This is a genomic window from Mycobacterium sp. ITM-2016-00318 (assembly GCF_002968285.2).
Lineage (GTDB): Bacteria > Actinomycetota > Actinomycetes > Mycobacteriales > Mycobacteriaceae > Mycobacterium.
This window is the reverse complement of record NZ_CP134400.1, coordinates 4,746,895-4,773,695: the sequence shown is the minus strand read 5'-3', so window position 1 is coordinate 4,773,695 and position 26,801 is coordinate 4,746,895. Positions and strand designations below refer to the sequence as shown.

Sequence of the window (26,801 nt, the reverse complement as noted above, 5' to 3'; positions counted from 1 at the left end):
ACGCGAGGAGGACAAAAGGGTGAGGCTCGCCAGACTCGTCGGGGCCCTCGCCGTTGCGCTGGGTGTCGGTTTCGTCGCGCTGGCCGGCGTCGGCGGTTGGTATTACTGGTCCGGAGTCGAGATCCAGGGCGAGAAGGATGCGCGAGCCGTCCTCGCCGACAAAGCGGCCGAACAGATCCCCAAGGTGTTCGGCTACGACTACCAGACGGTCGAGCGCAGCCTCAACGATGTCTATCCACTTCTGACGCCCGGCTATCGCCAAGAGTTCAGGGATCGTGCGAACAAGGACATCATTCCGCAGGCGCGGGAACGGCAGCTGGTCAGTCAGGCCAACACCGTGGGAGTGGGAGTCTTGGACGCACAACGCAACTCGGGCTCTGTGATGGTGTACCTGAACCGTACGGTGACCGACAAGTCCAAAAACCCGGTGTATGACGGCAGCCGGCTGAAGGTGGACTACGTCAAGGTCGACGGCCAGTGGCTGATCAACTACATCACTCCGATTTAAAGGAGTCCGCCGGCTCGGATTGAATTGTCCGCTCCGCGGACGGTGTCGAAGCGAGTGCATCGAGGAACGACCGCGCCCAGCGGTCGACGTCATGGGCGAGCACCTGCCTGCGCAGCGCGCGCATCCTGCGCCTGCCCTCCTCCGGCGTCTGATTCAGCGCCCCCTCGATCGCGTCCTTGACGCCGTCGAGGTGGTGCGGGTTGGCGAGGTAGGCCTGTCGGAGTTCCGCTGCGGCACCGGTGAATTCGCTGAGCACGAGGGCGCCGCCGAGATCGCTGCGGCAGGCGACGTACTCCTTGGCCACCAGGTTCATGCCGTCCCGCAGCGGCGTGACCAGCATGACGTCGGACGCGACGAAGAACGCGATGAGCTCCTCACGGGGGACCGGCCGGTGAATGTAGTGCACGATGGGGTGGCCGACCTCCCCGAACTCGCCGTTTATGTGGCCGACCTGCCGCTCGATGTCCTCGCGCATCACCTTGTAGCTCTCGACGCGTTCACGGCTCGGCGTGGCCAGCTGGACGAGCGCGGTGTCGTCCCGCTTGACCCTGCCTTCGGCCAGGAGTTCGGAAAACGCTTTGAGGCGAACGTCGATGCCCTTGGTGTAGTCCAGTCGGTCTACGCCGAGAAGAATCTTGCGCGGATTACCGAGTTCGTTGCGCAGCTCACGCGCCCGCTGACGAACGCTTTTGTCTCTTGCCTTGGCGTCGAGGTCCCCAGAATCGATGGAGATCGGGAACGCGCCGACTCTGACTGTGCGAAAACCGATGTGGACCTCGCCGAAGCGCGAACGAACACCGACCGAGGCGCGTGAGGTGTTGGCGCCCACCAATCGGCGCGACAGAATGAGAAAGTTCTGCGCGCCACCGGGCAGATGGAAGCCGACGAGGTCTGCGCCGAGGAGGCCTTCGATGATCTCCGTTCGCCACGGCATCTGCATGAACAGCTCGACCGGTGGAAACGGAATGTGCAGGAAGAAACCGATCGTGAGATCGGGCCGCAGCATCCGCAGCATCTTCGGGACCAGCTGCAGCTGGTAGTCCTGGACCCAAACCGTGGCGCCTTCGGCGGCGGCGCGCGCCGTGGCTTCGGCGAAGCGACGATTGACCTCTACGTAGCGGTCCCACCACTCGCGGTGGTAGATCGGCTTGACGATGACGTCGTGGTAGAGCGGCCAGAGGGTGGCGTTGGAGAAGCCCTCGTAGTACATCGCAACGTCTTCGGCGGACAGGGCCACCGGGTACAGCCGAAGGTCGTCCTCGGCCATCGGCTCTTCGTCGCTGTCGGGGATGCCCGGCCAGCCGATCCACGCGCCTTTGCGCCTGCGCAGCAGCGGCTCGAGGGCGGTGACAAGCCCGCCCGGACTGCGCTTCCACGTGGTCGTGCCGTCGGGCAGCCGTTCCATGTCGATCGGCAGCCGGTTGGCTACGACGACGAAGTCAGAGTTGCCGGAGCCGACTTCCTGGCCGCCCCCCGCACTCACCTACGCCTCGAGCTTCGCCGGTCCAATGCCGAGCATCGAGAGGAAGATCCGGCACTCGTCGGCGTCGGTCGCGTAGGCGGCGACAACTCGACGGGCCTGCCTTGCGGTGCTGTCGGCCAGCGGTTCGACGTCGCCGAGCTCGGCGGGATCAGATTTGGCAGCCATCACACCACCATATATGCGCTGAGGCGCGACGCTGGTATCAGCCGATGGACCCGGTGGAACCGGTGACCGTCGGGCTGCTGCCGAACGTCGATTGGGGCGTCACCATGGGCACCTGCTGTTCCTCCGCCAAGCCGATGCATTGCCCCGAGTTGTGGCCGGTGCAGGGGATCGAGCCGCCACCACCGGGAAGGTTCACCGCGGGAAGGTCGGGATTACCGCCGATGGTCGAGTAGCGCGAGCCGGCATTGGGCACAAGGTGGGGGACGCAGAGGGAGGTGTAGAGGTCGTGCTCCTCGCCGCCGGGGCATTGGGCGAGCGGGGTGGCCGCGGGCGTGGGTGCCGCGACGAAGGCGATCGCCGGGGCTGCCGCAACCGCGACGGCGAATCCACCGGCAATGATCAGTCGTCGTGCTGGGAACTTCATGATCGCCATCGTCACGCTTTCTGTAGTCCACCTGAAAGGTCTCGTCGGGGCGATTGTATGGAAGCTGGAAGGAATCTGCATGAGTTCGCAAAGTTTCCTGTCAATATCGCGGCCACGATTTCTGCAGGCCAAGCGGGCAAATCAAGACCAAAGAACCCAGGGCCGGACCCGAGAAACGGGTCCGGCCCTGCCGGCTTCGTTCGGAACTGCGCCGCCGCTACGGGCTGGCGCTGACCTCTAAGTGCGGCACCGCGATCGGGCCTGCCGCGTTCTGCTCCTCTTCGAGGCCGATGCACTCGCCGGAGTTGTGGCCGGTGCAGGGAATGCCACCGATCTCGGGAAGGCCGCCGACAGGAGCCGTACTGGAGAATTCGGGTGAATTCGGCACGATGTCGGGCACCCTGCCTATGCCTCGTCTGAAGTTGTAGCAGGACTGGGCATCTGCTAGCGAAAGACTACTCTCGTCCAGAGGAATGCACCGGCTGATAGCGGGCGGACGCGGTTCGATCGTGCTGTAACTGTGAGCCGTCTGTCAGGTTGCTGTGCCGAGCCTGGAAGCAGCCGGCCTGCCCCACAGGGGCTGGTCGAAGATCCCGCTGGCTCCCGGCCGCGGCAAGCGAAGTAGGGTGCATTACATCTGAAGCTTCGAACGTAACGAGGTGTGTACGGTGGCTAGCCCGGACCTGACCAACGCTGAAGCGGATCGCCACGATCCGGCCCCTCAGGTGACCTACGAGACGTTGAACGACGGGCGGATCGCCCGCATCTGGCTCGACCGTCCCGAGGCTCAGAACGCGCAGTCGCGTACCTTGCTCGTGCAGTTGGACGAAGCGTTCGCCCGCGCGGAAGCCGACGACAACGTGCGGGTGGTCATCCTGGCCGGTCGCGGGAAGAACTTCTCCGCGGGCCACGATCTCGGTTCGGAGGCGGCGCTTCTCGAGCGCAAACCGGGCCCGGCCCAGCATCCGACGTTCCGTTCGCACGGCTCGAACATGAGCAGCATTGCGGAGAGAACGTATCTTCAGGAGTGGCACTTCTTCTTCGAGAACACCCGACGGTGGCGAGATCTGCGCAAGATCACGATCGCGCAGGTGCAGGGAAACGCCATATCGGCGGGCCTCATGCTGATCTGGGCGTGCGACCTGATCGTGGCCGCCGACGACGCGAAGTTCAGCGATGTCGTCGCAGTGCGGATGGGAATGCCAGGCGTCGAGTATTACGCCCACCCATGGGAATTCGGCGCGCGCAAGGCCAAAGAGCTTCTGTTGACCGGTGATTCGATTGACGCGGATGAGGCGTATCGGCTCGGCATGGTGTCGAAGGTCTTTCCCCGCGCCGAGCTGGAGGACAAAACCCTCGATTTCGCACGCCGTATCGCGGAGCGGCCGACGATGGCCGCTCTGCTGGTCAAGGACTCGGTGAACGCGGCCGCCGACGCCATGGGCTTCACCGAGGCGCTGAGGCACGCGTTCCACATTCACGAGCTCGGGCACGCGCACTGGGCGGCGGCCAACGACAACCGCTATCCCGTTGGCCTGCCGCCGGACGTGCCGGACTGGCGCACGCTGGGTGTCCCGACGCCGTCGCGTCGTGACACGCCTTGACGTGCATGGTTCCATAACGAGAACCTGTTCCAGTTTTGCGTGAGGAGTAGCGGTGCAGCTCTCGTTGGCGGAGAAGACGGTCCTGGTGACCGGCGGTGGCAGCGGAATCGGCAAGGGAGTGGCCACGGCGGCTGCCGCTGCAGGCGCAAAGGTGATGCTGGTCGGCCGCAACGCCGACAAGCTGGCCGCCGCCGCCGAGGAGATCAGGCCCCACGCCGACGATGGCGGCGCGGTGCTCTACGAGCCCGCCGACGTCACCAATGAAGACGAGGTCAGCCGCGTCGTCGAGGCGGCGACGGCATGGACGGGCGCGCTGTATGGCGTCGTGCACTGCGCGGGCGGCAGCGAGACGATCGGGCCCGTCACCCAGATCGATTCGGAGCTGTGGCGGCGCACGGTCGACCTGAACATCAACGGCACTATGTATGTGCTCAAGCACTCGGCACGCGAGATGGTGCGCGGCGGCGGCGGCTCGTTCATCGGGATCTCGTCGATCGCCGCCAGCAACACCCACAGGTGGTTCGGCGCCTACGGGGTGTCGAAGGCGGGCATCGACCACCTCATGCAGTTGGCCGCCGACGAGCTGGGCCCTTCGTGGGTACGTGTGAACTCCATCCGTCCGGGCCTCATTCGCACCGAACTTGTTGCACCGGTGCTGGATTCGCCGGAGTTGAGCGCAGACTACGCGGCCTGCACCCCGTTGCCGAGGCCCGGTGAGGTCTCCGACATCGCCAATGCAGCGCTCTTTCTGCTCAGTGACGCCGCCAGCTACATCACGGGTCAGGTCATCAACGTCGACGGTGGTGTATTGGTGCGCCGTGGACCGGACTACTCGGCGATGCTGGAGCCGATCTTCGGCGCCGACGGACTGCGCGGAGTCGTGACCTAGCGGTCCGTCGGATCGCTACCGCCCGCCTCCCATGCGGGCAGTGCGCCCTGGGCGGCGAGCGCATCGACCTTCGGTCGCGTCCGGTTGTAGACGGTGACCTCGTGGCCCGCTTTGGCCAGATTCGCGGCCATGGCCGACCCCATGTTCCCGAGCCCGACGAAACCGACCCTCATCCGCGCGGCTATACGTTGATCGCGGCGGGGATGCGAGGACCCCAGAAGTTCAGGTGGTTCGCGGAGTGCCTCAGCGCCGTCCACCCCGGGATGATGTCCCACACGCCGTACTTGTCGTGCGGGAAGTCGCGCAGGAAGATACCGAGGTCGAAACCCGTCTTCACGGCCCGGAAGATGGACAGCGGTCCCAGTTCGCCCGACTCCAGCCAGCCAACGAGATTCGCGGCGATCTGCGCGATCATCTCGAACGGATCCATCAGCGAGAGCGGCGTGACGAGGTCGTAGCCCTGCTTCAGATACGTGCCGCGGATGTCCGCGTTGCCGTAGATGTCTCCTGGCAGGCAGTAGTCGAACCAGTCGATGGTCCCGGAGTTGACGATGTTGTCCCCCGAGATGCCCTCGTATGCCAGCCGGTTTCCGAGGTGGAAGGTCCGTCCCCGGCCGCGGTGCGGCGAGGCGATGGCGTGCAGCCACCGGCAGTCGCGCTGCCTCGCCGTCAGCGACCCCGAAACCAGTTCGCGCCCGACGAGCGAGACCACGGCTCCGCCCTGGCTGTAGCCCAGCAGGCCGAACGAACCCCGATGTTCACCGATGAGGCGCTTCACCTCGGCGACGCCCATATCGCGTGACTTCAGATAGGACGGGTTGCCGAGTGCGGTCAGCAGGTCCTCCCCGCCGCCGGGGATCGGGCCGAAGCTGGCCGGATAATTCACATAGACGATGTCGAACACGTTGCGGTTGAGGAGATCGGTGATTCCTCGCAACATACCGATTTCGGCGCCGGGGGTGATTCCGCCGGGATTGCCGTCGGCCGCCGCCACCGCCTCCCAGGTTCCCGGTACGCAGAACAGTTTGTGCTTGGCCATGAGCCGAGTATGCGCGCGTCGACCGACAGCCGACACTCCATCCGGTCACTCAGTGAGGGTTGCGTCTCTCGCGAGTTTTCCGGGCGGTTTCGCCGTGTTTTCGCGTTCGGCGTCCGGCCCTCGGCCTACCCTCGGGGATATGTCTTCAAGTTCCGAGGTCGGGGACCGAGTGCCCATCGAGAACGTCCGTTGCGGTGACCCCATCTATGACGCCGACGGCGGTTGCCAGCATTACAAAGTCCTGGAGAGCAGACCGCTGGCAGGCGGCGGCGTCGTTCTCGAACTGGAGTGCCTGCACGACAACAAGTGTCAGGTGATCGAGAAAACCTTCTCAGCGGGTTACACGGTCGCCAGATCGACCCGCCGCTTCCTCTAGCTTCACCGCGCCGCCCTTTTGCCCGGCGGACGTGATCGTCGAAGGGAAGTGCGGTTGAACGAAGAGTCGCACCGGCCCACGGCGATGGACGTCGTCGACGGGACCGACCTCACGGGCAAGGTGTGCGTGATCACCGGCGCGACCTCCGGCCTCGGCAGGGAATCGGCGCGGGCGTTGGCCTCTGTCGGGGCGCACGTCGTACTGACCGGTCGCAGCCATGCCGGACTGACCGGTGCCGAGCGGTGGATTCAAGACGCCGTCGGCGATGCGCGCCTCACGACGGTGGCGGTCGACCTGACATCGTTGGCGGGCGTGCGCGATGCCGCACAGGCAATCGCCGACGCGGTGCCTGCCATCCACATCCTGATGAACAACGCCGGCGTGATGTTCACGCCGTTCGGCCACACCTCCGACGGCTTCGAATTGCAATTCGGCACCAACCATCTCGGCCACTTCGAGCTGACCCGTCGGCTCGAGACGAAGCTCGCGGCCGCCGACGGTGCCCGCATCGTCAACCTGTCGTCGGACGGCCACAAACTCGCCGACGTCGACCTCGAAGACCCCAACTGGTACCACCGTGAGTACAACAAGTTCCGCGCGTACGGAGCGTCGAAGACGGCCAACATCCTGCACGCCGTCGAACTCGACGGGCGTATGTGCGACTTCGGGGTTCGCGCATATGCGGTGCATCCCGGGATGGTCGCGACGAACCTGGCGCGCCACATGTCACGCGAGGACGTGGCCGCGATCACCGCAATGCCCGAACAACGCGAGATAACCGAAGAGACCGATGTTTCGAAGATGGAGGTGCTGACGCCCGAACAGGGCGCGGCAACACAGGTGTGGGGGGCGGTGGCCGCGGATCTGAACGGCGTCGGAGGGGTGTATCTGGCGGACTGCAGAATCCGCGACACGGTCGTGGCGTATGCGGTCGATGCAGACCGCGCGCACCGGCTGTGGGAACTGTCCGAGACGCTCTGCGGCTGAGGTCACCGTTTCGTGAAGTCAGCTGGTGCGTCGCCGCGGCAGGCGCCTTGCGACGAGCGCGGCAACCCTACCTAGCGGTTTCCTCGGTCTTCGGCGCAGACGACACCTTCTGCACGACGAAGTCCGCGGCCTGATCTGTCAGGCCGTTGGCCGGGTACAGATTGTGCGCATTGCTGTCGCCGCCCGCGGGCGAGCAGATCGGATCATCGGGAATGCACAGATCGGCGGTCTTCGCCGAGTAGAGGTGTCCGACAGTGATCGGCGGCGCGGTGTTGGCGATCATCTGCAGGAAGCCGCTCGACGGCTTGCCGAAGAGCGCGACTGCGGCGACGTGGTCGGCGACAGCGGGCGGCATCGGTCCGGTGAGGCCCGCGGGCATCTGGAAGCCGCTGGGTACCGAGTCAGCGGTCAGGTATCCGGCGACCGCGGCACCCTGGGAGAAGCCGGCGAGAACGATCTTGGTGTTCGGACACTCCGCCGCCGTGGCCTGAACCCTGTTGCCGGCATCGATGACACCGTCGGCCGCAGTCTGGAAGTCGAGCGAAGCCGGATAGTTCACCGGATACACGTCGAGTGACTTGTCGCCGAGTTTGGCACGCAGGGAGTCAACGAACGCCTGTCCGGTTCCACCGACGCCGGCCGGCTCGAACGTCCCGCGCGCGAAGACCAGTTCGACGTCGGGGCACGGCGCCGCCGAGGCTGCGGGAACCCCGATGAACGGACCGAAGACCGCGGATGCGATTACTGCTGAAGCTGCGAACACTCGACTGCCGATGAACAACTCGACCCCACCGCCCTAGATTGAATATTTGACGCCAGGCGGGGCCGCTATGCACTCCGCCTTCTCGGCGTACCCAACGGTTCTGTCACCCAAAACCCTAAACCTTGCGACACGGCATGGCACCTCCTGCGCCCGATTTTTCTCCCGAATCAGGGATCTCCTTTGCCGCCCAGAACGGATGGGCTGTTCGGAGATTCATCCCGAGACGCGGGATGCGGCTCCATAGAATGCGGTGAGCATCATCGAAGCGCGAGATGAGGACGGTACCCATGGCCGTAGTACAGCTTCAGGTTCGACGGCTCATCCTCGCTGCAGGCATCGGCCTGGCGGTCGTCGGTGGCCCGGCGGTCGCTGCGCTTGCGATGGCGGGCGGCTCGACGCCGCTCGCGGCGTGCACAGGTGGCGAGGAAGAGGACGTCTACACCACGACGTGCGTCCCTTTCATGGTGCCCAACTCACCCGATGACAGCGGATTAACCACCAACGCGGCCAATCCCGACATCCCGGAGATCGACGGTGTCCCGTGCACCGGGCATGACAGCGGGGCGTGCATCGGGTTGTCCGAGGAGCAGCAGTCGATGGGCCCGCAGCCCATTCCCCGCTCGACCATCAGCTCCAGCCCGTAAACCCCCTCGCTTCGACTGGTCGAGACAAGTCGGGCAGCCGGCTACTCGTACCGACTGCACTCGGTGTCGATGATCGGGTCGGGGACATCCTCGCCGCCGTTGAGTTGCTCGAGCGTCGCGACGCATTCCTTGTAGTCGTCGCTCTGCCACGGCTTGATGATGAACAGCGATGTCAAGATCGCGATCACCGCGACGGCCGCGATCAGTCCGACGATGAGGACGATCGTCTGCCTGCCTTCAGAGCTCCCGGATTTGTGCGGTGCCATTCGTCGCGCCCCCTGGTGTCAGTCGGCTGTTCAGCTTGTACCCGCCGTCGACTCGGAACAATCGGTCGCCCGCTTTTAGAACGGATCGCCGATGTCACCCAGCATCGCCTTGCGGATCAGCGGTAAGGGCAGTGGCCCGAGCCGGATGAACTCGTCGTGGAAGCCCTTCAGCGAGTACGAGTCGCCCGTCTTCTCCTCGTAGTCGTCGCGCAACTTGAGGATCATGAGCTTGCCCATCGTGTAGTAGCCGTAGGTGGCATCCGAGGTCCCGCGTTTGGCCTCCGATTCGGCGACCGGCGCGGGTTGGTAGGCATCACGGGCGAACATGTCCTGCGCCTGCTCGACCGTCATGCCCTGGGTGTGCATCTTGATGCCGACGATGAAACGGACATCGCGCAGCAGCGCGTCCTGCACCTCGGCGAGGCGGTATCGCGGGTCGTCGGCATGCAGTCTGCCCATCAATGCTTCCCTCCGCTCGACCCAGCCCCCGAAGCCATCATGACCGCGGCGGGATGGACGCGGGACGGATTGCAGTAGTGCACTACTGAGCGCACCTCACCGCACGCGCGCGACGATTCCTCGCATGACCGATCAGGTCACGGTCGAGCCGTGCGAAAAGGTGACGATGCTGGACCCACCACGAGTGCGCTTACCCAAGGTGCTACAGGGCGTCGGTCTGACGTTGTTTCGCCGCGGAGCGATGCGGTACTGGTTCAGGCAGTACGGACAAGTCTTCGAGTTTTACGTGCCCTTCTTCGGCCGTTGCGTGGCGGTTTCCGACCCGGCCCTGGTGAGGTCGGTATGCACTGCGAGCAGCGAGGTGCTGACCAACTACCAGCCGAACCTCAGCAGATTCTTCGGCCCCGGTTCGATATTCGCGCTCGACGGCGATGGCCACCACGACCGCCGTCGACTTCTGGCATCCGCTTTTCACGGTCGGGCACTCATCCTCCACGAGTCGACCATTGTCGACGAGACACTGGCTGAAACCGCGAATTGGCCCCAAAACGCGGAGTTTCGCATCCTCGAGCCGATGAAGAGGATCACGTTGAACGTGATCCTGCGAACCATATTCGGCGCCGAAGGGGACGAACTCATTGCGCTGCGTGAGATCGTGCCGCGGTATGCGAAATTCGGATCGGCGATGGTGAAATTCATGCCGGTGCCGAAACTGCGGTCTCGCCGCTTCAGTCCGTGGAGCCGGATGGACAGGGTTCGGAGGGCTTTCGACGATGTCATCGAGACGCTGATCGACAAGGCCGAAACGGATCAGAGGTTCGACGAGCGAACCGACGTTCTTGCGCTGCTGCTCCGCAGCAGGCCCGCAGACGGAACCGGCATGTCCCGGCAAGACATATGCGACGAACTGGTGACCCTCATCGGTGCGGGCCACGAGACCACGACATCGGCCTTGAGCTGGACGTTCGAAAGGCTTCGGCGCCACCCGAACGCGCTAGCCGAGCTCATAAGGGAAGTCGACGAGGGCGGCAGGGAGCTGCGCCGAGCGACGATATGGGAGGTATTGCGGGTACGACCCGTCATTGACCTTCCCGGTCGCCGGGTCAGTGCTCCGCATTTCGATCTCGGCGTGTGGCGCATCCCGCGAGGCCACAACGTCTTCGTGAGCCTTGCCGATCTACACGAGAATCCGGAGCTCTTTCCCCACCCCGAAAGATTCGACCCGACCCGCTTCCTGCGCACCAAGCAGCCCGCGCTTGCTTGGCTGGCATTCGGAAACGGAGCCCGCCGGTGCATGGGCGCTGATTTCGCGCAGAACGAAATCGACATCGTACTGCGGACTGTGCTTCAGAACTTCGAGCTCCACACCGATTCGTCCGCCCCTGAGAAGGCGCATTTCCGGGGAGTCACCTTCTACCCGAAACGCGGTGCCCTCGTAACAGTCACCCGCCGAAAGTAGCTCACCATGTCGACTCAGACGATCAAGCCGACGCACGTGCGAAGGCTCGACATCCGTTGCAATGTCACCGATATCGTGCTCTCGAACGTCGCGAATCACCTGGTGTTCTTCTTTCGGCGACGGCTCGATGAAAGGGTGCTGGCGGATGCGTTCGGGCAAGCACTGACGAATCTCCCGCTCTTCGCAGGGCGGCTGACCCTGGTCCGCGGCGCTTTATACATCCGGTGCAGCGGCCAGGGCGTGCCGTTCACGTCAGCGTCGTCCGATCGCGGGCTTAACGAGGCGATCCGATCGGTGACGGAGGACACCGGCGACTGGCTCGTCGACCCAGTGAACGGCGCCGTTGCACGGTGGGGCTTCGGCGCACTGTGCAAGGTACGAATCACGCATCTCGCTGACGGTGCGACCGCGATCGGTGTGTCGTTTCACCATGCCATCGGCGACATGGCTACCTTGATGATGTTGATGAATGCGTGGTCGGCCGCCGTTTCGGGCGAGCCGATCCGCGAGCCGGTGATCGTCGAAGACCGCGCTGCATACCTCGACGAGCATCTTCCCGCCGGTGGGGCCGGGAAGCCGGGCGTGCGTTGCCTCGGGCTGCTCGAAGCTGCCCGCAGCCTGCTGCACCTGGCCGTGGACGGGCGAAGGCTGCGGACGCTGAGCCTGTACTTCGGCGACGCCGAAATCACCCGGATGCGTGACGCCTACCGAAGCCGAATGTGGTTGTCGGCCAACGACACCGTCTGCGGGCACGTATGCGAGGCGCTGATGAGCGCCGATCCGACGGTGCGGCGTCGCACCGTCGCCATACCGGTGAACACGCGGAGTCGGTGTGGCCTGGATCCGATGCTCGTCGGAAACATCCTTTCGGCGCTGAACGTCGACATGACGCAAGGTGAGACGGGGCGTTCGATAGCCGAAAGCATCCGCAACGGCCTGAACCACTTCGCCGACGAACACTGCGACATGCGCATCAATCAGACGTTTCTGGAGTCCGTGGGCAACTGGCGTGGCGCGCGCTGCGTGGCCAGCGGCTTCAATCCGACCCGGTGGAATCCGCTCATCACGAACGTGAGCGGCTTCGGCGTGCATCGCATCTGCTTCGAGGGCACGCCCGTCACCCATTGCGCGGTGCTGAGCGTGCCGGTTGCAGGGTACGGGGTGCTCATCGAAGGGATGGACGGCAAGGGGCTGGTCTTTCGGGTCACGCTGCCGCGCAGAGAGTTCGACGCGATGGCGAGTCGCGAGATTCAGGAGCACCTGCGCAAGTTCCGGCACGCGGACGACGACATTCCGCAGCTGCACCGCGAAGTGCACGTCTAGCTCGTCGCTGCTGATCAACTGCTTCGCAGCACGTCGACCGCTTCCAGTCGTCGCGCGTGGATGACGGGATAGACCGCTGCCAACAGGACGAGAAGGAAAACGGCTGCCACCCCTGTGCGGAGCGCCACGGGCAGCGCGGCCCACTCGATTTTGATGCCGTAGAACACCGGTGAACCTAGTGACCAGAGATAGGTGACGCCCAGTCCTCCGAGCATGGCGAGTCCAGCGACCAATATGCCGAGCATGCCCGCATTCGCGAGGATGACGCACTGTTCCTGCCCGGCTGTCATTCCGATAGCGCGCAACGCGGCTCGTTCACGCTTGCGTTGCACGAGACCCAGCAAGAACACGTTCAACAGGCTCAAGCCGGCGGCCACCATCACCACGTAGCCGGCGATCGAGAACGGTTCGAGGAACCGGGCGATTCCAGCGGTTGCCTCAGTGCGCCACTGCGCGTTGTCGTACACGGTCAAGCCAGGGCCGACGTCGAGCAGTTGCGAGCGGTGCTCGGATGCGTCGACGGACGACGAATAATTCACCGCGATCTGGTCGCGGACCGCAGCCCACTCAGAACGAGCCAGACTGTCGGATGCCAGGACGATGTCTCCGACCGCGGCGTCGTTGATCATTCGTGGCTGGAAGATCCCCGCCACCTCAAACCGCTTCGGCCCGAACACAGTTGGCAACTCGACGGTGTCGCCCGCGGAAACACCCAGCCGGCCTGCAGCGATCTCGCTCAGCCCGATGCCGCCCTCGTGCAAACCCCGCCAGAACGTGTCAGGAACATCGGTCGGCTCGTACAGCGCCCGGCTGTACCAATCGCCCGGCGTGACACCGGCGACGATGCGCGACAAGGTGCCCGAGGAGATCGTGGATCGCCAACGCGACGACACGCTCCGGCCCTCGGCGGCGTCGGCGACCATGCCGAACGTGACGTCGGAGAGCCAGCCGTCGCGCTGGTCGAGTACCGATTGCGAGGCGACCAACAGCGCGGTGGGTAGTCGGTCGGCCTTCTGCGCGGCCATCTGCGCGGTACCGAGCAGCTGCATACTGTGCGATCCGATGGCGCCGCTGGTGCCCTCGGTGAGCAGTGCGGCTGAAAGTGCGAACAGCAGCGCATAGCGCCGGACGTCGGCCCCAAGGGGGCGACCGATCGCAGGGCGCACGGCGGTCAGCAACGCGGTCGCGAGCGCGGCCGCCCGCGGAGCGGCCCATGCAGTCACCAACACAACCCCGCACAACCCCAACGCCATTCCGTTGATCCCTGCGTTAAGCGGCAGCGACCCGTGCTCGAAGACTCGCAACAAGATGACAGCTCCCACCAGCGCAGCCACCCCAACGAACAACGGCCACGCCGGGATCCTCCTCGCACGCCGCACTCCGCCGACGCTCCCCATCGACGCGAGCGGTCCCTCACGGAACAATCGAAAGGCAGGTCCGGTCATCGCGAGGACCCCAGCGACCATGCCCGCCGCCGCCCCGACCACTATCAGACTCGGTGAGAAATGCGTGGCGACGCTGCCGCCGGAGCCTGCCAGCATGGCTTGTCCGAAGCGTTCCACCAGGTACTTACCGAGGAGGAATCCGCTCGGCACCCCTAATAGTCCGCCGAGTACACCCACCGCCGCGCCCTCGCCGAGCATCCCGCCGAGCAGCCCGATCGGCCTGGCACCGATGGCACCGATGGTTCCCATCACCGCACGACGGTCCTCGACGGCCAACAGCACGGTGTTCAGAGAGATGAGGAAGCCGATCAGAATGCCGGACAACAAATTCAGGTTGAAGCTCTGCGTTGCGTTCTCGAACACGGCGGGTTGACGTGGGCGAGGCGGCCCAGCTGTTGCGACGCTCGCGATAACGCGGTCGACCGCTGCGACGATGTCAGCTCCGTGACGAGGCAGGACGAACGCAGCCGTTGCGTAGCCGGGAGAGCCGAGCATGTTTGCGGCGACATCGATGGATGGGGCCAACAGCACATAGCCGTCGTTGATGCCCTCGACGCGGTCGAACTCCTCGAACGTCCAGCCGAGGTGGGCCGAGCCCTCGGGCAGCCCCGGGATACTCAACTCGTCGCCGAGTGCCAAGCCGTGCTTCGCGGCGATGGCCGCCGGTATCTGCAGCGGTACACCGGGCCCGTCGGCGGGCGTGACGGCGCGGGCGCGCTGCTCGCAGTCGAATGAGCCGACCAGCAGCTCGATCTGGCACGAACCGCCGAGCAGGAAGAACCCGTGAGACCCGCCCGCGACGTCCACGGGCGTCAAACCGGCCACCACCGGAATGACCGCCTCGGCTCCCGGCACCTCGGCGCGCAGTCGGTCGACGGTCCCGGTCGGCAATCGGCCGCTGATGTTCGGAGTGACTTCGATGACTCCGGCATCGGCGGCGTGCGCGAGCGACGGACCGAATGAGTCGAACGGGCGGGTCAGCTCGGATTTGAGAACGAGTACTCCGAGGACAACCGTCACTCCGAGCGCGACACCGATGACGGTGAGCAGCGTGCGGCGCCAGTCGGCGATCAACGCGGCGAGGTGAATGCGCCAGAAGGTTGTGAATCCGGCGCGCCCTCTGCGCTTCACCGCTCACCTGCGGGCGCGGCGACGTCGCCTGTGAATGCGTGCCCGTCGACGAGATGCAATTCGCGGGAGCCGTAGCGCGCCGCGGTCCGGTCGTGGGTCACCATGACGACGGCAGCGCCGTCCTCGTCCGACAACGACCGCAGAAGGCCCAAGACCTCGGCCGACGAATGGCTGTCAAGGTTCCCGGTCGGTTCGTCGGCGAGGATGAGCGAGGGCCGCGCCACCAACGCGCGCGCCACCGCCACGCGCTGCATCTGCCCGCCCGACAGTTCGGCGGGCCGGTGCCCCGCGCGGTTGCCCAGCCCGACCCGCCCGAGCAGCTCATGGGCGCGCGCGTCCGCCGCCCGTGCGGCCATGCCGTCCAGGACGAGCGGCAACGATACGTTCTGCACCGCGGTCAGCATCGGCACCAGGTTGAAGAACTGGAACACGAACCCGAGGTTCCGCCGCCGGAACGCGGCTCGGGCACCGGCGCTCATCGACCACACGTTCCGACCGTTCACCGACACAGTGCCGCTGTCCGGTGCATCCAATCCGCCTGCGATGTGCAGCAGGGTCGACTTGCCCGCCCCCGACGGCCCCGTGACGACGACGAATTCCCCTGCGGCCAGAGCGAAATCGAAGTCGGCGAGCACGTTCGTCTGCGCATCGCCCAGAAGGTATGTCTTGTTGACTTCCGCGAGCTGCAACACCGGCTCCACGCTCGGCCTGCTCATCGAGATTGTCACCGATCGATCGTCACCCGCCTATCCCGCGGAGGGCGCAGTAGCGACCTACTGCACTTGGCTCCCTCGCCGCCGCCCTGCCGCGTCAGATGCCTGATCACGACCGACGGAATGGAGAACTCCAGTAGGGAATGGAGTTGGGAGGCCGTGAAAAGCGGACCAGGCAGCAAAAGGACGCTGGAATGCGACGTTCATCTCTTGGGCGTCAATACTGACGCCGTCGACGTCGGCGCGCGGATGGGAATAATGCCGCTATTCGATCACTCATGATGACTCCGTTTGAACGGCCACCCGTGGCACCATGCGGGTCGCCCGCGAGATGGTGAGCGGGGTCCCTGCCGGTAGAGCAGCTGTGGTCATGGCATAAGACCGCGATGTCGCAACGGGGAGTTCGAGTCAGAGGTGAAGTGACGCCGCGGCTGAAACTCTTTGGTCTGTAGCGCGTCAGCCCGCCTTGAAAGAATTTCGTGTCGACTTTGCCAATTGTGACGACAGCCGGGTTCTTGTTTGCGATATTCGAGAGCGGGCAAACATGTCGAGCGGCGCGTTCACCGCTACGAACGGGTTTCTCGACAAGCGGTGCTCGAATAACTCAGGCGTCAAAAAATGTGCGCCCGTTGAAATGCCGCTCAGAGGGGGAGAGCCTGATGCTGCATTCGACCAATGGTTCGGCGTGTGCATGTCCAGTATGTGGCGGGCCGGCGAAAGAGTCCGAGGTGTGGATCGACACCTGGCGCGGCGGGGCCGAACAGCTCACGATCTGGCTGTGCGAAGACGACACCTGCGAGGCGCACCACCCGATGGTGTCGCACAATCTCTGACGAGCGGCGGTAAACGCCCCCGTCAGGCGTCGTCGGAGTCTTCTTCCGTACTGGCTTCGACCAACAGCGACATGCCGTGGTGTGCGGGCATCTCAACCGAAAAGCTGTGCAGATCGTCGACATGCGTGAACTCCCTGCCGGTGAACATGTCTGAGACCCTGCTTCCCGGCGGAAGCTTCTTGCTGCGCACTGTTCCGGCGACGTCGTCGTCGGCGAAGTTCAGCACAGTGAGCTGATAGCGGCCCTCGCCCGCCAACTCATGGACGAGCACGAGCATCCCGCGATGCGAGACCTCGGGAATGTCGATCTGGCGGCTGGTGGCGATCCCGTAGTGCGAGCGCACCTTCAGAATCGCCCCGAGCTGACGCAGAAAGCTCGTGTCATCGGAGAGCTGTCCGGGAATGGAGCCGTAGAGACTTCGGCCCCTTGGCATTCCGGCCAACGATTGTGTTGCTGAGGGGTTCACGCCCATGAGGTCGTGCGCGGCGCGGTGTATCCATCGGGTGTCGCCACCTCGGAGCAGTGCGTCGACATCTGAGGGATCCAGGGTGAGCATCCCGCACAGATCCCAGCCCGACAATGCGAAGACGCCCGGTTGCAACGCATTGAACATCACCAGGAGAAGGTGAGCCCTCCGGATCCTGTCGACATCGCCGATCTCGTCGAGATCGGTGACACCGAGCGTCGCGGCGATCACCGTCGCCGTCGTACACGCAATCCCGTTCGTCGTGAAAACGAGGTTGTAGGGGGCATTCTCACCGGTCAACTGCTCCGTCAGGTCGGAGCGGATGACGTCACCGAGGGCGTCGCCGGTGAGTTCCTCGCCTTTGTAGGTGTAGACGTCGTCGCGATGGCCCGCGGACCAGTGCACGAGCTCGTAGGTCAGCTCATCATGGTTCTGCAGTGCGTGCACCAGCGAGGCCGGGTCGACACCGAGCTCGAGTGTGGTGCGCAGCGTCAGGCGCAGGAATTCGGTATCCGCGGTCGCCAGGGCATGGTGGTACGCCGGGCGGTTGATGAAGTCGTAGGAGAGGTCCGCGCCGGCCTCGCCGATCTCGCGGATGTCGTCGATGGTGAGATTGAGCTCCTGGAAGGTGAAGCCGCCGACTTTCCGCACCATGCTGGCGATCAGATGGTTGGCCGCCTCAGACAAGGGATGGCCCTCCGACCACGCGGCACTGTCCTCTGCGGCTGTCTTCTCCGCCCCGAGGAAACCGTTGGCGTCCAAGCGAAGTCCACCGGTGCCCAGGTCGGTCAGCGAGTGCAGGGCGTCGCCGATGACGAGGCGCATGCCCGCGAAGGACGGGTCCAGCCAGTTGATGGACGGTTGCCCGTCCTTGAAGTAGTGCAGGTACACCCAGCGGCGTTCGACCCCGTCGACGCCGACGACCGGCCTTGTGACACTCCAGTTGGTCTCCTTGACCCCTTCGGCGTAGAAAATCACGCGCTGCAGCTTGCCGATGATGTAGCCGGCCTTGTCGAGCCACTCCTCGGTCGCCGCGTCGATGTTCACCGAATCCTCGCCAGGCGACACGTCGGGCAGGTGTTCCCAGTCGCGGGGATCGATCTCGATCATGTGATAGATGCCGGGGTAGTCGGCGTACTTCAGCTCGGCGAGGCGGAAGTCCGCACCCTTGCCGGTGTGTCCGGGCACGATGTCGTCGATGATCGTCCCGCCGTACCAACCGGCGGTGCCGCACATGCTGCGGAACTCCTCCTCGGTCCCGAACGCCGGGTCGATCTGTGTGCTTATGCGATCGAAGTGGCCGTCGACACTCGGTGTCTGCTCCCAACCGGAAAGCCCGCCCGCCCGCTTCACGGGTCCGGTGTGGATGGCCTCGATGCCGATTTCGGCGAACGCCTTCCACATGTCTTCGTCGGCCATCGCTTTCAGGAACGACTCATCTGCGCGGGTGATCAACGACAGCGGATACGCGGTGAACCACACCGAGGCGGTCTCCACCGCGCCGCGCGGGCTCGGCGTGGCGTAGGGGTTCTGCCACATCGACCCCTGGCCGGAGAACTGCTGGCTGATCTCGTTCGCGTCCGCGAGCATCGACTGGCTCAGCAGCCATGAGACGTAGGCGGGGTTGTCGCCCGTCGGAGTTCCGTCCTGGCTCAAGGAGCGGCGCGTGAACGGCGTGCGGACCCGCGGACGAAACCGCAGCGCGCCGGGTCGCGCGGGGTGCAGGTGTTCGTCGAACGTGAGCTCAGCCGGCTCGTTGGCCTGGTCCTCGGGCCCTGACTCCGCCGCCTGAGACATGTCTTCCCTTCGCGAGGCTGTGCCGTCGATCGTGTGTCAGGCAGTATTGCCTGCCTCGCGCATGTTCGAAACGGCCCGCGTGGAATCCCGTCGGCGCCGAGCTTTCGCTTGGGCTGTCGGATCGGGCAGTTCGACCGCGCGCACGAGATCCTCGAACATCGAGTCGATGCGCTCGTAGGGGTTGGGGAACGGAGCGTCCGCATGCAGCATGGTCGACTTACCTGCCCCGGAGGGGCCGGTGACGACGACGAAATCACCCGCGTCAAGGGTGAAACCGAAGTCGACGAGCGCGGGTAGCTGTTCGTCGCCCCTGCGGTACGTCCTACTGACCCCCGGAACCGCAGCACCGGTGTCATGCTGGTGATCGTCACTCGCCGGAGGCCCGACCGGCGCAGTAGCGCCGCTACTGCAATGCCGACCGGTCGCGGTGCGGCTACCAAGGGCGAACACCGGCCGACCCGTGCAGATGCAAGCGCGTGAAAAGCCTCTGAAGGCTGCCGCCTATGCCATCCTCGTGCTCAAGGATGAGGGGTCACACATGGTCTTGAGGTTCGTGCAGCGGCTCGGCAGCGTGCTCGCATGTGCCGTGGTTGCCGCGTGCGGCGCGTCGCAACCCGCCACCCCTTCCAGCACGGGGCCCGAGGAACTGAACTACACGCGGCAGACGCCAACCATCGCCGCCGGTGATTTGGCTGCTCGTGGCACCGTGGTGAGCTCATCGGCCCAGACGACGTTCGATTTGAGCGCGCTACCTGCCGGCTCAACGGCACACACGATGGTTTACCGCTCGATATCCGGTATCACTGGTTCGCCCACCGTGGTGTCCGGCGCGGTGTTCACCCCACCCGGCGAGCCGCCGCCCGGAGGATGGCCTGTCATCGGCTACGCCCATGGAACCGTTGGGGTCACCCCCGACTGCGGGCCAACCGCGGATTCCCGCCTGCTCGGCGACACCACTGCGGTGGCGATCCAGGTCAACCTCGGCTACGCGGTGGCATACACCGACTATGCGGGTCTGGGCGAGTCCGCCGCGTCAAGCGAGGATGCGGCGACATCTCATGCGTACCTGGAGCCAAAGTCGGCCGCGTTCAACCTCATCGACGGGGTGCGAGCCGCCCGCACGGTGGTGCCGCAGCTGTCGTCGCGCTGGGTGGCATTGGGATCGTCGCAGGGCGGCGAGACCTCCTGGGCGGCCGCCGAATATTTCGAGGCTTACGGGCAGGGCACCGATCTGCTCGGCGCCGCGGCGCTGGTTCCCACGGCGGACATGTCCGGGCTGGTGCAGCGTGCCGAAACCTCGACGTTGACCAATGACCAGATGTTCCTGTACCCGAATGTGATCGAGGGTCTGGCATCGGTCGACAAGACGATCGATCCGAAGGACTACCTGCACGGCGTGCTCAGCGACGAAAAGTCGACATTGCTCGCCTGCCGACCGCCGGCTTCCCAAGGCAAGGAGGCCCTGGCCGGCAAGTTCACCGGCTCGGACGCCAAGCCGTCGTCGCAGGCAGCGGCCGACCGGTTGCGGGAGCGGCTCACCTCATATGCGCTGCCCCAGCAGCCAACCAAAATTCCACTGCTGGCGATCTATGGCGGATCCGACCAGACCGTTCCCCCGGAATGGACCGAGGTCGCGATGGGCCGGGCCTGCGCCCGCGGCGACACCATTCTGCGGGTCCGCATGGAAGGGCAGGGCCACAAACTGGATCCGGGCGCGCTGTTGGGCCAATGGATCGCAGACCGCTTCGCTGGCGTCCCTGCTGTCGGCAACTGTTGATATATGGCGAATTAGCCGGCAGCACTGCGGTTTTCGCTGGTGCGATTGCCGTCGGCGGCCCGCGCTACCAGGATGCCAGTGCGGCCTTTGCGGCAGCGGTGGTTGCGGCCGAACTCGTCAGCCGCCAGTCGGGCGCATCGGGGTTGCCGTCGACCTCGAACCAGATCAGCCCGTGGAGGTCGGTGCCGGCAAGCCAGCTGATGAAATCAGAGATCCAGCGGGCCTTGTCGCCGCCTTGGTCGCCGCAGCCGACCTCGTTGATCCACACCGGTTTGCCCTGGCCGAGTTGGGCGACAAGGGTCAAGGTAGAGCCGAAAAGCTCAGCGGGCTCGGTCCATTGGTGGCCCGGCCGATCGCCGAAGTTGTAGCCGTCGACGCCGACGATGTCGACGAAGTCGACGCCGGGAAAGCACGATGAGATCGCCTCGGCATTGCCGTTGACGATGACGTTCGGGCACCACACCCACTCCACGTGCTCGGCGCCCGCGTCGTCGAATATGCCGCGGACTCTGCGGTACGCCGCGACGTAGTCCTGCGGCGATCCGCCCGGTGATCCCACCGCCCAGGGGTACCAGTCTCCGTTCATCTCGTGGGCGAACCGAAGCCGGAACGGCTTGTCGTAGGCGGCCGCCTGCTCGGCCCAGTCCTGCACGTAAGTGTCGTATCGACCACCTGCGATCTGTCCCGCCGTATAGGCCGCCTGGTGCTTGCCCGCGCGGGGATCCCACGGTTCCCACGTCAATTCCGGAATGCAGCCTGCGGCGGCGGCGGCGTCCAGAAACTGGGTGGGCAGCGACCTCTCCCAGACGAACGCCTCATAGACGGTCAGGGTGTCCAAGTGCTTGCCCAATTGCTGCGCGGCGGCCTGGGACCGCTGCACCGACCCGTCGTCAAGGTCGGTTGCCGCCAGCCCGAACTGGCGTGACGGCCGAGGTTGGCTTGGCTGGCTCGGTTCGGATTCTTGGCATCCGCCCGCGCCCATCATGGTGAGTGCCGCCAGGGGGATCGATGCGAGCAGGCCGCGCCGCGACACCTTCGCCGCCTGTTCGCTGGGCAACGACGCCTCCGACCGTCAAAGTTTTTCCGGCAGAGACACCCTACGGGACGGCTGAGCGCTTACCCCGCCGAAGTCAGCGACCGCTGAGGTCGATTCCCTTATCACGGATCTGCGCTTGGACCGCGGGCAGCAGTGCCTTGACGGCGGTTGCTGTCAGGTGGGAGTCGTCGCGGTAGAGCAATGTGCCGTTGCGAACCGCGCGGCATTTGTTGCTCTCGCACAGGTATGCGTTGAGGTCGAGCACCGGGATGTCGAGGTTCTGGCCTCGAACCTGGTCGGTGACAATGGGTTCCGTTCGCGGGGTGTTGTTCAGCTCGAAGTCGCACGCGGACCAGTTGTCGGTGGCGCCCGAGATGCATTCAGGCATGTTCTTGTTCGGGTACGGCGTGTCCCGCAAGTAGATCAACTTCGCGCCCGTGGACCGCAATTGGTTCAACGTCTGATCCCAGGCGGTCTTGAACTCCTGGTAGTCGGGCACATACGTGGACAGTGAGCTGATCACGATGTACTTGGGTTTCAGCGCGATGATCGCCTTGATGCTGTCATCGCGCCAGCCGAGGCAGTCTGACTTCGTGAACGGGTCGGTGCGGCCGTCCCTGGGCTGCAGCGCGGCTACCGGGCATGCCGCCTTGGTGAATTGGTTGAGCCGCCAATTGTTTTCCTTGGCAATGACCTGAACCACCGGCAGCCACTGCTGTGCATGGCTGTCGCCGAACAGCACCGCAGGCACACCGTCGGCTGGGCCATCCACGCAGGTGCTCGGTTGTGCGCGCTCGCCCAGCGGAACCAGGCACTCGTCGCGTTCGGGCCGATCGTCGAACGCCTTGAACGGGTTGGGTGTGACAGGTCCCGATTTCGCGCCGGTGTCGGCGCCGAAGACCGATTCGAAGCTCACCGACGCATTGGATGAAGCCGCGCCGCTGGCGAGGTTGACCGCCAGGACACCGAGGGTCATCGTCACCGCGGCTGCCGCGATGGTGCCGGTGAAACCGACCGACAGCGACGCCTGCAGGTTTCGCTTCAGTTCGCCCGACGACATGATCGGGCGTTCCAGAAGTGCGGTGGAGGCCCATGCCAGCACCAGCGCCACCATGGTCACGCCCGCCAACGTCGGCCAGCTGTTGTTGTGGGTGTAGCTCTTGAACAGCACCAGGGCGGGCCAGTGCCACAGATACCAGCCGTAGGAGACCTTGCCGAGCCACCGCAAGGGGCGCGCCGAGAGGAACCATCCGATCGCCGGCCGGCTGGAGGACGCCACCTGTCCGGCCACAATGATCGCGGCGGCTCCGACCGTCGGCACTAGCGCGGCGACGCCCGGATAGGGCGTGGTGTGGTCGTAGGCCACCGTCGATAACAGCACTGCCGCCAGTCCGGCCCAACCGAGCACCCACATCGCAACTCGTACCCACAATTTTGTGATCAAGCCGGTCAGCAGCGGGCCGACGACTGAGATGATTCCGCCGACGCCGAATTGCCATGCGCGCGTGTGGGTAGCCATGTAGGACAGGGTGGGGTCGCTGGCCGTGTAATGCAGCGACGCCAGCATGGAGGCGGCGATGATCACGGCGATTCCCCAGCCGACGACCATGCGGGTGGACCATCGCATGCGCTTGGCCAGCACGGCCAGCGCGACCAAGAGTACGGGCCAGATGAAGTAGAACTGTTCCTCGATGGAAAGCGACCAGAAGTGCGTGGCAACGCTGTCGTCTGACGCCCCGGCGAGGTAGTCCTTGCCCGCAGCAATGAAGCGCCAGTTGGCGATGTTCATCGTTGCGGCCAGCAGATCGAGTGCCTGGCGGAAGACCGAGAGCATCGGCATCAGGAACCACACGGCGATCGCTGTCGCCATGATGGTCACGGCCGCCGGAGGAATGATGCGGCGTGCGCGGCGCGCGTAGAAGCCCCTGAACGACACCCGGCCGTTGCGCTCGAACTCGCGCAGGAGCAGCCCGGTGATCAGGAACCCCGAGATGACGAAGAACACGTCGACGCCCACGAAGCCGCCGGCCATGTGCGGCACCCCGGCGTGAAACAGCACGACCAGCGCGACCGCAATGCCTCGCAGGCCCTCGACGTCGTTGAAGAACTGGTTTCCCGATTTCTTGATCTCAGTCGTCGACTTGTCCGGTTGGGTCGGGACGACGGTGGTCGGTTGTTCGTCCATGCGCTGTTGCGGCGGTACTGGGGCAGGGGCGGGACGGTACATGCGCGGAAGCGGCCGCATCCTCTCGGTGACGGCCGTCGCGTTGTTCGGCGCAGGGCGATACCTCACGGTCGGTTCTTCCCAGTACTTCGTCATGAGGACATCGTCGCGTTTCGCCCAGGTCGGGCGTAATCGCCGGCAAGCCAGATCCCACTGCTGAAAGGGAAGGATTTCGTATCCCCGGGGTAAGGCCCGGTCCCCAACGGGTCCTCGACAGCCAACCGAACCTGTTGTTTTACAACAGGTTCGGTTCAGCGGATACCCTGACCGTCGGACTCAGGAGCTCCACGGGATCATCAGATCGAACCACCCGGACGCGACGGCTGCGGCCATTCCCAGCGCTAGCGTGTAGCACACCGCCTCATAGGCGGAGATCCGATGTGGATTGCGCCGCTTCGGCGCAGGGCCGTCTTGGGCTGGCGGTGCTGCGGCGTCGTCAGTCCGGGACTTGCGGCGCTTGCCGAGTGATGGCACGAGAACCTTGACGAACTCGACGAGCAACGGCAGGGCGAGATAGGTGTAGAGGCCGACGAACATCGCCATCAGCCAGAATTGGCGCACCCCATATACGTGGATGTCGTAGGCGACCACACCCCAGAACGGCACGAGCGACAGGATGATCGCAACGGCGCCAACGCGGCTGATGCTGCGGGCCAGGGGGTTGGAGCGATTCATCGCGCCGGTGGGAACCCATCCCGCCGAGCGGCCCCGCAGTTTGTGCACGATGGCGATGAGGTGGGCGTAGCTGTAGGCCATCTGCAGGCGCAGGACCTCAAACCGCCAGCGGCTCTTGGACACCACCGGAATCACCACCAGATACACCCAAAGTCCGGCGAGGAAGGGCACGAACTGCGAGGGCTGGACCTCGGTCGGGAAAAACGCGGCCATGATCATGCCCGGAAGGTAGAGCGCGACGACGTTGACAGCGGTGGTGATGTAGTAAAACAGGCCGGACCAGAAGCAGAGTCGTTGCCGGAGGGTCATTTTCACGCGCGAGCCGTCAAGCTTCGCGTTGTGCAGCTTCACCAGCGACCCGTTGCACCACCGGTACTGCTGGTTCAGGAAGCCCGCCATGTCCTCCGGGCACAGGCCGCGGGAGACCACGATGGGCACGTAGCGGGTCTGGAAGCCGGCCTGCATCAAATGCAGCCCGGTGTGAATGTCTTCGCTGTGCTCGATCTGCGCGAATCCGCCGGTGGTCTCGAGGGCCTTGCGGCGATACAGCGCGCAGGTGCCGACGCAGATCGCAGCGTTGAACCGGTCCCGCGACGGCAGGATCCAGCGGTAGAACAACTCTTGAGTCGAGCCGGCCGTGCGCTGAATCCAGTTCATTTTCTCGCCGCTGTCGAAGTATTGCGGGCTCTGCACGATGCCGACGGTCGGGTCATCCATGTACGGCACCAAGTGCCGCAGGAAATCGGGACGCGGGCAGAAATCGGCGTCCAGAATCACGATGTGGTCGCCCGACGTGCGGCTGAAGGCGTACTGAAGGTTGCCTGCCTTCTTCAGGTGCCCACGATTCGGGCGGACGATGTAGTCGAATCCGAACTGTGCTGCCAGGTCCCGGACCTCGCTGCGATCGCCGTCGTCGAGGACGTGAACTGCGACCCTGCCCGCCCACTCCATCGCCTTGACATGGGTGTACGTGTTGCGCAGGACCGCCACGTCCTCTCCGTAGGTGGGAAGAAAGACATCGATGCTCGGTGCCGGGCCCGACGGAGCCCAGCCCTCGACAAGCGCGCGGTGTGTCTTCGCCGATAACCGCCTGGTGTTGAAGCTGGTCAGCGATGACAGTACGGTGCCAATCGCATTGAGCCCCAGCACGATCAGCATGGGCCACAAAATGGCGATCGACGCGAGTGCAAAATGCAGCAGACTCCATCCCGCGAGAACGTAAGCGCCCATCAGCAGGAGCTGCACCCATCGCATCTGCGCCCCGAAGTAGGAGTAGACCTCGTTGTCGCTCGGCGGGGAGAACAGACCTTGCGCTTCGGCGGCCTGTTCGGCGGGCTTCGGGGTGCCCGGCGCCGTCCGATCGCTGTGCTCCAGCCGCTCCGTGGGCTCGTGTAGCGCCAGCCGCTTCGTGACGTGCTCGTGTAGCGCCAGCCGCTTCGTGGGCTCGTGCAGCACCTTGGTGCGGTCGTGTCGACGCGGGTCTGCCCGATGGGCGTGGTGCCGCGGGTCTGGCCGGTGCACGGGGCGATCGAGTACGCGGGTACGCACCGTGCGGGCGCTCTGCGCGAGTGGCATGGCGCCGAATCGGACCGTTTCTTCGGCCAGGCCGGGGCGAAGGCTGATCGTCTCTTCGCAGTACGTAGTCATGAGCACCATCGTTGTGATCGGGGAGTGGTTCCGTAATCGCCGGGAAGCCAGAGTCCACTCCGGAGGGGGAAGATATTCCTGTCGGTTTGGTAAGCCGTCGGGCGTCAGCGCTCGCTGGTGCTCTTGAAGAAGTTCGGGAAGTCGAGCGCGTAGGAGTCGATCACGGTTGCCGTTACCGCACCCCGCAGCCGCGCGAGTTCGGCGGTCATTCGCTCGATGCGGTGATCCTGGGTCGCGATCGATTGGCGTGCGGTGCCGAGTTGGCGTTCGCGATCGGCGAGCTTGAGTTCGGCGGCCTGGCGACGCTGCTCCGACTCTTTTAGTAGACGGCGCAGTTCATCGATCTGTCCGCCCGGTGTGAGTGGCATCATGACGTCCTCATTTCCTTCCTGTGTGGTCCTGCGGTCATCCCGGTAGCGCCCGGGCTGCCATCCGCTTCCGCGGCCGCTCCGTTGCCGGCGCCTTCGATACTGTTGCATCAGCTCCGCGTCCATTTCGGCTACTCCTTATCCCGACGGCTGCGGTCCAAAAGCCATGGGCCAGAATCGGATACGCGCACCAACGGGAATCGGTTGGGTTGCGGTAGCTCCGAGTACGTGACCATGAGGGAAATCATCGTGATCACGTGGGGGTTCTGTAATCGCTGAGAAGCCATATTCCAGGCGTGA

The 26,801-nt window shown here is 64.9% G+C and carries 25 protein-coding genes and 1 pseudogene; 9 read left to right on the top strand and 17 right to left on the bottom strand.

The genetic code is table 11. The features are described 5' to 3' along the window. The first annotated feature begins 19 nt into the window (after positions 1-19). Positions 20-508: a mammalian cell entry protein gene (locus tag C6A82_RS23480; RefSeq protein ID WP_105346507.1), complete on the top strand. Its 489-nt coding sequence runs from the start codon at positions 20-22 to the stop codon at positions 506-508. On the opposite strand, the gene C6A82_RS23475 is transcribed toward C6A82_RS23480, so the two are convergent. The 4 genes from C6A82_RS23475 to C6A82_RS23460 all read right to left on the bottom strand — a co-directional run bounded on the left by C6A82_RS23475 (position 495) and on the right by C6A82_RS23460 (position 2,980). Continuing rightward, on the bottom strand, positions 495-1,991 hold the full coding sequence (locus C6A82_RS23475; RefSeq protein ID WP_105346505.1) for a trehalose-6-phosphate synthase: 1,497 nt from the start codon (positions 1,989-1,991) through the stop codon (positions 495-497). The genes C6A82_RS23480 and C6A82_RS23475 overlap by 14 nt on opposite strands. Then, positions 1,992-2,156, bottom strand: a complete 165-nt coding sequence (locus tag C6A82_RS23470; protein WP_199193831.1) for a hypothetical protein — start codon at positions 2,154-2,156, stop codon at positions 1,992-1,994. Positions 2,157-2,193: 37 nt separating this feature from the next. Further along, entirely contained in the window at positions 2,194-2,589 is a 396-nt protein-coding gene (locus C6A82_RS23465) for an intersectin-EH binding protein Ibp1 (RefSeq protein ID WP_105346514.1), read from the bottom strand. Between the two features lie 208 nt (positions 2,590-2,797). Next, entirely contained in the window at positions 2,798-2,980 is a 183-nt protein-coding gene (locus tag C6A82_RS23460; protein WP_233217006.1) for a hypothetical protein, read from the bottom strand. A 268-nt stretch (positions 2,981-3,248) separates the two neighbouring features. Between C6A82_RS23460 and C6A82_RS23455 the strand changes: the two genes are divergently transcribed. Further along, complete coding sequence (locus C6A82_RS23455; RefSeq protein ID WP_105346502.1) at positions 3,249-4,184, top strand: enoyl-CoA hydratase; 936 nt, start codon at positions 3,249-3,251, stop codon at positions 4,182-4,184. A 52-nt stretch (positions 4,185-4,236) separates the two neighbouring features. Beyond that, positions 4,237-5,073 (top strand): SDR family oxidoreductase, encoded by an 837-nt coding sequence (locus C6A82_RS23450; protein WP_105346501.1) that lies wholly within the window; start codon positions 4,237-4,239, stop codon positions 5,071-5,073. A gap of 32 nt (positions 5,074-5,105) precedes the next feature. On the opposite strand, the pseudogene C6A82_RS23445 reads toward C6A82_RS23450, so the two are convergent. Both C6A82_RS23445 and C6A82_RS23440 read right to left on the bottom strand, forming a co-directional pair. After that, positions 5,106-5,246: pseudogene (locus C6A82_RS23445) on the bottom strand (NAD(P)-binding domain-containing protein); the annotation flags it as partial. Between the two features lie 8 nt (positions 5,247-5,254). Continuing rightward, positions 5,255-6,112 carry a hypothetical protein gene (locus C6A82_RS23440; protein ID WP_105346497.1) on the bottom strand — a complete coding sequence of 286 codons (858 nt, stop codon included), beginning with the start codon at positions 6,110-6,112 and terminating at the stop codon, positions 5,255-5,257. A 139-nt stretch (positions 6,113-6,251) separates the two neighbouring features. Here C6A82_RS23440 and C6A82_RS23435 point away from each other — a divergent pair, with 139 nt between their 5' ends. Both C6A82_RS23435 and C6A82_RS23430 read left to right on the top strand, forming a co-directional pair. Next, entirely contained in the window at positions 6,252-6,488 is a 237-nt protein-coding gene (locus C6A82_RS23435; protein ID WP_105346496.1) for a hypothetical protein, read from the top strand. Positions 6,489-6,572: 84 nt separating this feature from the next. Next, complete coding sequence (locus tag C6A82_RS23430; RefSeq protein ID WP_105346512.1) at positions 6,573-7,475, top strand: SDR family NAD(P)-dependent oxidoreductase; 903 nt, start codon at positions 6,573-6,575, stop codon at positions 7,473-7,475. A 67-nt stretch (positions 7,476-7,542) separates the two neighbouring features. Here C6A82_RS23430 and C6A82_RS23425 read toward each other — a convergent pair whose 3' ends face one another. Then, entirely contained in the window at positions 7,543-8,238 is a 696-nt protein-coding gene (locus tag C6A82_RS23425; RefSeq protein WP_233217004.1) for a cutinase family protein, read from the bottom strand. A gap of 287 nt (positions 8,239-8,525) precedes the next feature. On the opposite strand from C6A82_RS23425, the gene C6A82_RS23420 reads away from it, so the two are divergent. Then, complete coding sequence (locus tag C6A82_RS23420; protein ID WP_105346493.1) at positions 8,526-8,882, top strand: intersectin-EH binding protein Ibp1; 357 nt, start codon at positions 8,526-8,528, stop codon at positions 8,880-8,882. A gap of 41 nt (positions 8,883-8,923) precedes the next feature. On the opposite strand, the gene C6A82_RS23415 is transcribed toward C6A82_RS23420, so the two are convergent. Beyond that, positions 8,924-9,148, bottom strand: coding sequence for a hypothetical protein (locus C6A82_RS23415; protein ID WP_105346491.1), 225 nt, complete (start codon positions 9,146-9,148; stop codon positions 8,924-8,926). Positions 9,149-9,223: 75 nt separating this feature from the next. Next, on the bottom strand, positions 9,224-9,682 hold the full coding sequence (locus C6A82_RS23410; RefSeq protein WP_396836834.1) for a DUF885 family protein: 459 nt from the start codon (positions 9,680-9,682) through the stop codon (positions 9,224-9,226). A gap of 49 nt (positions 9,683-9,731) precedes the next feature. On the opposite strand from C6A82_RS23410, the gene C6A82_RS23405 reads away from it, so the two are divergent. Both C6A82_RS23405 and C6A82_RS23400 read left to right on the top strand, forming a co-directional pair. Then, the gene (locus C6A82_RS23405) at positions 9,732-11,066 is read left to right on the top strand and encodes a cytochrome P450 (RefSeq protein WP_105346488.1); all 1,335 of its coding nucleotides are present in this window, start codon (positions 9,732-9,734) and stop codon (positions 11,064-11,066) included. Positions 11,067-11,072: 6 nt separating this feature from the next. After that, the gene (locus C6A82_RS23400) at positions 11,073-12,389 is read left to right on the top strand and encodes an acyltransferase (protein WP_105346486.1); all 1,317 of its coding nucleotides are present in this window, start codon (positions 11,073-11,075) and stop codon (positions 12,387-12,389) included. Positions 12,390-12,403: 14 nt separating this feature from the next. Here the strand turns inward: C6A82_RS23400 and C6A82_RS23395 are convergent, their stop codons facing one another. From C6A82_RS23395 to C6A82_RS23380, 4 genes are all read right to left on the bottom strand, one after another. Then, entirely contained in the window at positions 12,404-14,965 is a 2,562-nt protein-coding gene (locus C6A82_RS23395) for an FtsX-like permease family protein (protein ID WP_105346484.1), read from the bottom strand. Next, on the bottom strand, positions 14,962-15,693 hold the full coding sequence (locus C6A82_RS23390) for an ABC transporter ATP-binding protein (RefSeq protein ID WP_233217002.1): 732 nt from the start codon (positions 15,691-15,693) through the stop codon (positions 14,962-14,964). Before C6A82_RS23390 ends, C6A82_RS23395 begins: the two co-directional genes overlap by 4 nt. 840 nt (positions 15,694-16,533) lie before the next feature. Continuing rightward, a complete protein-coding gene (gene treS, locus C6A82_RS23385) occupies positions 16,534-18,774 on the bottom strand; it encodes a maltose alpha-D-glucosyltransferase (RefSeq protein ID WP_105346481.1) in 2,241 nt (746 codons plus the stop codon). A gap of 36 nt (positions 18,775-18,810) precedes the next feature. Next, complete coding sequence (locus C6A82_RS23380; RefSeq protein WP_233217001.1) at positions 18,811-19,224, bottom strand: hypothetical protein; 414 nt, start codon at positions 19,222-19,224, stop codon at positions 18,811-18,813. A gap of 88 nt (positions 19,225-19,312) precedes the next feature. Here C6A82_RS23380 and C6A82_RS23375 point away from each other — a divergent pair, with 88 nt between their 5' ends. After that, the gene (locus C6A82_RS23375; protein WP_142405990.1) at positions 19,313-20,551 is read left to right on the top strand and encodes a lipase family protein; all 1,239 of its coding nucleotides are present in this window, start codon (positions 19,313-19,315) and stop codon (positions 20,549-20,551) included. A gap of 64 nt (positions 20,552-20,615) precedes the next feature. On the opposite strand, the gene C6A82_RS23370 is transcribed toward C6A82_RS23375, so the two are convergent. The 4 genes from C6A82_RS23370 to C6A82_RS23355 all read right to left on the bottom strand — a co-directional run bounded on the left by C6A82_RS23370 (position 20,616) and on the right by C6A82_RS23355 (position 26,504). After that, a complete protein-coding gene (locus tag C6A82_RS23370) occupies positions 20,616-21,608 on the bottom strand; it encodes a glycoside hydrolase family 26 protein (protein ID WP_105346480.1) in 993 nt (330 codons plus the stop codon). A gap of 73 nt (positions 21,609-21,681) precedes the next feature. Next, the gene (locus C6A82_RS23365) at positions 21,682-23,907 is read right to left on the bottom strand and encodes an acyltransferase family protein (protein WP_233217000.1); all 2,226 of its coding nucleotides are present in this window, start codon (positions 23,905-23,907) and stop codon (positions 21,682-21,684) included. Positions 23,908-24,087: 180 nt separating this feature from the next. Continuing rightward, positions 24,088-26,133, bottom strand: coding sequence for a cellulose synthase catalytic subunit (locus tag C6A82_RS23360; protein ID WP_311101502.1), 2,046 nt, complete (start codon positions 26,131-26,133; stop codon positions 24,088-24,090). Positions 26,134-26,237: 104 nt separating this feature from the next. Next, entirely contained in the window at positions 26,238-26,504 is a 267-nt protein-coding gene (locus tag C6A82_RS23355) for a hypothetical protein (RefSeq protein WP_142405971.1), read from the bottom strand. Positions 26,505-26,801: the final 297 nt, after the last annotated feature.